The organism is Oligoflexus sp. (assembly GCF_035638955.1).
Lineage (GTDB): Bacteria > Bdellovibrionota_B > Oligoflexia > Oligoflexales > Oligoflexaceae > Oligoflexus.
In genome coordinates this window covers 1-4,332 of sequence record NZ_DASQYZ010000106.1, presented here as the reverse complement: position 1 = coordinate 4,332, position 4,332 = coordinate 1, and the positions used below count along the sequence as shown (strand labels likewise).

Annotated in this window: 5 protein-coding genes; 2 read left to right on the top strand and 3 right to left on the bottom strand. The window is 50.1% G+C overall.

Translation table 11 applies throughout. The features are described 5' to 3' along the window. Nucleotides 1–614: IS6 family transposase (locus VE954_RS10225; RefSeq protein WP_324952311.1), on the bottom strand; the 614-nt coding region annotated here is incomplete at its 3' end. Between the two features lie 518 nt (nt 615–1,132). On the opposite strand from VE954_RS10225, the gene VE954_RS10220 reads away from it, so the two are divergent. Continuing rightward, entirely contained in the window at nt 1,133–2,164 is a 1,032-nt protein-coding gene (locus VE954_RS10220) for a hypothetical protein (RefSeq protein ID WP_324952309.1), read from the top strand. Nucleotides 2,165–2,211: 47 nt separating this feature from the next. Continuing rightward, complete coding sequence (locus tag VE954_RS10215; RefSeq protein ID WP_324952307.1) at nt 2,212–2,352, top strand: hypothetical protein; 141 nt, start codon at nt 2,212–2,214, stop codon at nt 2,350–2,352. 75 nt (nt 2,353–2,427) lie between these two features. On the opposite strand, the gene tnpC is transcribed toward VE954_RS10215, so the two are convergent. Next, nucleotides 2,428–3,942, bottom strand: coding sequence for an IS66 family transposase (gene tnpC, locus VE954_RS10210; protein ID WP_324952305.1), 1,515 nt, complete (start codon nt 3,940–3,942; stop codon nt 2,428–2,430). A 36-nt stretch (nt 3,943–3,978) separates the two neighbouring features. Beyond that, a complete protein-coding gene (gene tnpB / locus VE954_RS10205) occupies nt 3,979–4,203 on the bottom strand; it encodes an IS66 family insertion sequence element accessory protein TnpB (protein ID WP_324952303.1) in 225 nt (74 codons plus the stop codon). Nucleotides 4,204–4,332 lie beyond the last annotated feature (129 nt).

The following is a 4,332-nucleotide window of genomic DNA, read 5'->3' as shown; positions in this document are numbered from 1 at the left end:
CCTTTTTTGATCATGGCCATCATCTCGATTCCGGCGATGGTCTTCGCCGCCGACATAAAGGTTTTAAATCCGAGCATTGGCCTTGTTCTTTGCCTCACTCGCCTGTGATCCTGCTCGATAAGGTTATTGAGATACTTCACCTGCCGGAGCTCAATGTCAGTTGAATGCTCATGATTGAAAGCCTCGAGACCGGCGGCGTTGGCTCCTGACTTGTCCGTATTGATCTTCACGGGGACACCGTGCTGACGAATGGCCTTTTTCAAAAACCTCAGGGCCGCTTTTTGATCCCGTTTTGCCGATAGAAGAAAGTCTATCGTATCGCCATCACTGTCCACGGCCCGGTAAAGCCATTTGAGCTTTCCCTTGACCTTGATGGCCATCTCGTCCCACCTCCAGCTTTCGCCCACTGGTTTCTTTCTTCTTCTAAACTCAGCTTCCAGCTCCGGAGTGTGCCGGACGACCCACCTATGAATTGTGGAATGGTCCAGCTCAACACCGCGTTCAGCCATCATTTCCTCGAGGTCTCTGAGGGAGAGTTTATAGCTGAGGTACCAGCGTATGCAGGTCAGCACAACAGACTTGGGGAAATGTTTGCCTTTGAAACTGATGGCCATATCCGCTCCGTGGATAAGGCGATCAGCGACTATGGCCTATGATAGAGCCTCATACTACGTTTTTTTTTGCAACAGATCCAACTTGCGCCACTACATGCGCTCATAGCAAGATAAGCACTTAAAAGGCCGAATAAGAGCTTATGTTCATAACCTTCGACTTTTGTCATCAGTTCTTCTCCATTTAATAGCACAACACAACGTTTCAAATTCCAGAGCCGTCTCTGAAATTAGTACGGGACCGTATCACGTCTATGGCATAGGGTGTCGACTGAAGTTGACAATGAGTTGGAATAAATGGCGAATCGTGACATGGGTTACAATCGTGGACCGAGCTGCTGGCTTCATTGCTGCGCGATTGTGTTCCCAGGCGATGTTGTGCAGATGGTTTTCTGCCTGGATGGGAGTAATGGATTAGGATTGGTTGCAAAGCCACGGAAGGTGAAGAAGGGGGATGGGGTGTGGGCGGTGGCGGCTTAGGGTATAATTGAAGGATCCAACACCTTCATCGTGGAGCCCAAATGGAAGACGATTTATTCAAAAGTCTTGATGACGAAATGCGGCGAATAGCAGCTCTGGATATGCCTGCCATGCACGTAACTTTGCAAAAAACGCGTGAACGCATTCTCGCGGATTCAAAAAGGGCGGAAGGGGATGGGTGTTATGAGAGTGCCCTTCTATTGATTGAAGCCTCGCATCGTCTAGGGGCTGCAGCACTAATAATCGGATCGAAAATACGTTCACTCGCCGTCTCCGGAATTGGAGCGTTGGAGCGTCAAGAGCTGCTTGTATTGGCTTTTGTCGCTCGCGCAATTATCGAGCATTCTGGAACTGCTGCGCACTTGGTGCAGATCGCAAAAAAAAGGTACAATGATGCACTGAAAAATCCATCCAAAAAGAGTATAGAGCAAAATTTCAAGCTTCTTGAAAAGAAGATGAACCAATTTTTCCTTGGCTCCAGTACCACTGGATCAACCGTATCGCCGATTCATGTAAACGATGGTATTGCCGACCTTGAAAAGGAGGCTCCAGGAACAAAGAATATGTACGATGAACTATGTGATTTTGTCCACCCTAACTATGGGGCAAATTCTGTCGTTTGTGCTGGAAATTCTATAGATGATGTCTTACTGGATAACTGTTTAGCCGAAAGAGTCGCGCCTATACGAGATAAACTGTATTCGTTTACTCTCAAAGCCTTTAGCGCGGCGCAGAATCAAGATTTGATACTGTTATCAATGTGTGTGCTGATAGAAGACCTCGCAGAACGACTAATTCACCCTACCTCCAAATCCCCAAACAGCGCGTTCGCAGACAAAAAAATGGTTGTGAAGTTTGATGGAAAAACACCGGAAACCGCGCTCTTGTTTGAGAAAGCGAGGACTTGGGGAGAAGTGATCGATGAACTGAACAAATTCCTTGAAAAGAACGGCATGGAAAAAAGGGGGCGTATGGCTCACGGAATCGTAGATGGAAGAATGGTCGATTGTTATGAAACCAACAAAGGTCCTCTGTATGTTTCGATGCCCTTGTTAGCCAAAGGAGTGGTATAGGATTCTCAGACCTTTCCCGCCTGCGGAATCGGTTTGAGGCGATTGCGATGGAGTTCGCCATCCACGCTGGAGCCCAAAAGGTTCAATCGGGATACGGGGCTTGGCAGGCCCGCACGGGCCGCGAAAAGCGTTCGACTTTGGAAATCGCCGCGCCTGTGGTGGTGGTTGATACCGCTCGCGTTCAGTGACAAATATCCCTGGCTGCTTCCTAAGCGCCCGCTCATATCCAGTGCCCCGATTCGATTTGCCGTGATGATTGCGAGTCATCGGGAGGTCGAGATGTTCCAGGGCAAAAGAGCCTCAATATCGGCTGGTGAAGTGGCCTTGGGAAGCTCAGAGAAAAGCCGGGTGAGGTAGTGGTAGGGTTCGATGCCGTTAGAGCGAGCCGTGATAATGAGGCTGTAGAGAGCGGCACTGGCACAGGCTCCCTTTACGGTATCTGAGAACAACCATGCCCGCCGGCCAAGGACAAAGGGTCTGGTGGAGTTTTCGACCAGATTGGTATCAAGTCCGACTGCCGGATCATCCAGGAAACGCACCAGCTTCGGCCATTGACCGTCCATATAAGCCAGCGCGTTCCCAGTTAGCGACTTCGGTGGTACCCTGTGCAAAGCGGTGTCGAGCCAGCTTCGGAGATCGTCTATCATTTTCCTTGATTGGGTTTGACGGGCCAACCGTCTGGCATCATCACCCATGCATTCATTTTCAATTCTATAAAGCTCCGCCATAGCATTGAGAGCATGATCGGCGAAAGACGCCTTGGCTCCGGCTTTTCTGCCCTTGATCGCGTCCTTGAATTTTCTTCTTACGTGGACCCAATCTCCAACGTGAACGATGCCGGGCACGAGCGCGAGCTGCGAATAGCCTTCGTAGCCATCGGTTTGCACATAACCCTTATATCCCTTGAATATTCTTAAAGGGACTTCGCCGCTTCGAGTTGGCGAGAACTCATATAGGACAATTTTTCTCCCGCCCTCATCCGACGCAGCAATAATCCACATAAAACTTTTACTGGTAGGCTTTTTGCCAGGGACTTTTAGAACCTGGATTGGTGACTCATCGCATTGAACAAGCGGGCCTTTCAGTATTTTTTGCTGCAATAGCTGGATGATAGGCGCGACCAGCTCTCCACAACGGACGACCCAGCTGGCAAGGGTTGCTCGTGGAATATCGCAGCCGATTCGTTGCAGAATCCCTTCCTGCCGATAGAGCGGCATTCCGTCTGCATACTTGGACGTTACGACAAAAGCCAAGAGCCCTGGGCTGGCCATGCTCTTGGGAATGGGTTGCGGCGGAAGTTGCATTGACTTAGGAGTGCAGTCTCCGCATGAGCAGGCATACTTCGGCCTTATCGTTCTGATCGCCTGGACCGTTGCAGGCACTATATCCAACTGCTCGGTCACCTCCTCACCTATGCGGTGTAGAGGTTTTCCGGATACTGGGCAGAATTTTTCGTTGTCGGGGAGGTCGATTATGCGGTCAACTCTGGGAAGCCTTTCAGGCAAGGCCTTTCGTGACGGCTTCCCTCTGGGTTTGGAATCCTTTGGCTCGTTATCTTCACCAGCGTCATCAATAAGGTCAGAGTCAGCATCGGCCTCAGCTTCGTTGAAAAGGAGCTGTTCGCCCGGATGGCGATTGGCTTCACTTTTTGAGCCGAATTTCTGGTGCTTGAAGAGCTTGACCAGTTCTTCGAGGTAAGCTACATCTTCACGCAAGCGTGCGACTTCGCGCAGCGCATCGTTTTCACTTAGAATTTGCTGATGATTCGAAGTTTCCATGGTGGGGATATATAGCACCTTGCGGTGCTATCGTCTTCAGGTAAAATCGTCAAAGTGAAGAGTTTCATGGGGTTTGGCCTTCACGATGTCAAGGCCAGCAAGAAGCCATTCAAGTTGCTCGGCTGATACCAAAATGATGTCGTCCTGCAATTTAATAGGCCAACGAAACTTCTCCCGCTCCAATCGCTTTTGCCAGAGAGCGAATCCGGTGCGATCCCAATAGATCGCTTTCATCAAACACTTGCTTCTTGCGCATTCCACGATTTCCGACCGCCAGGTCCGCTTGAATCCGACCGCCAGGTCCTTGTTTCCGACCGGAGCAGCGCAACGCCTTCCTGCAGTTCATGACGCCTTGGATGGATCGCTGTCAAGGTCAGCTTGCTTTTTTCT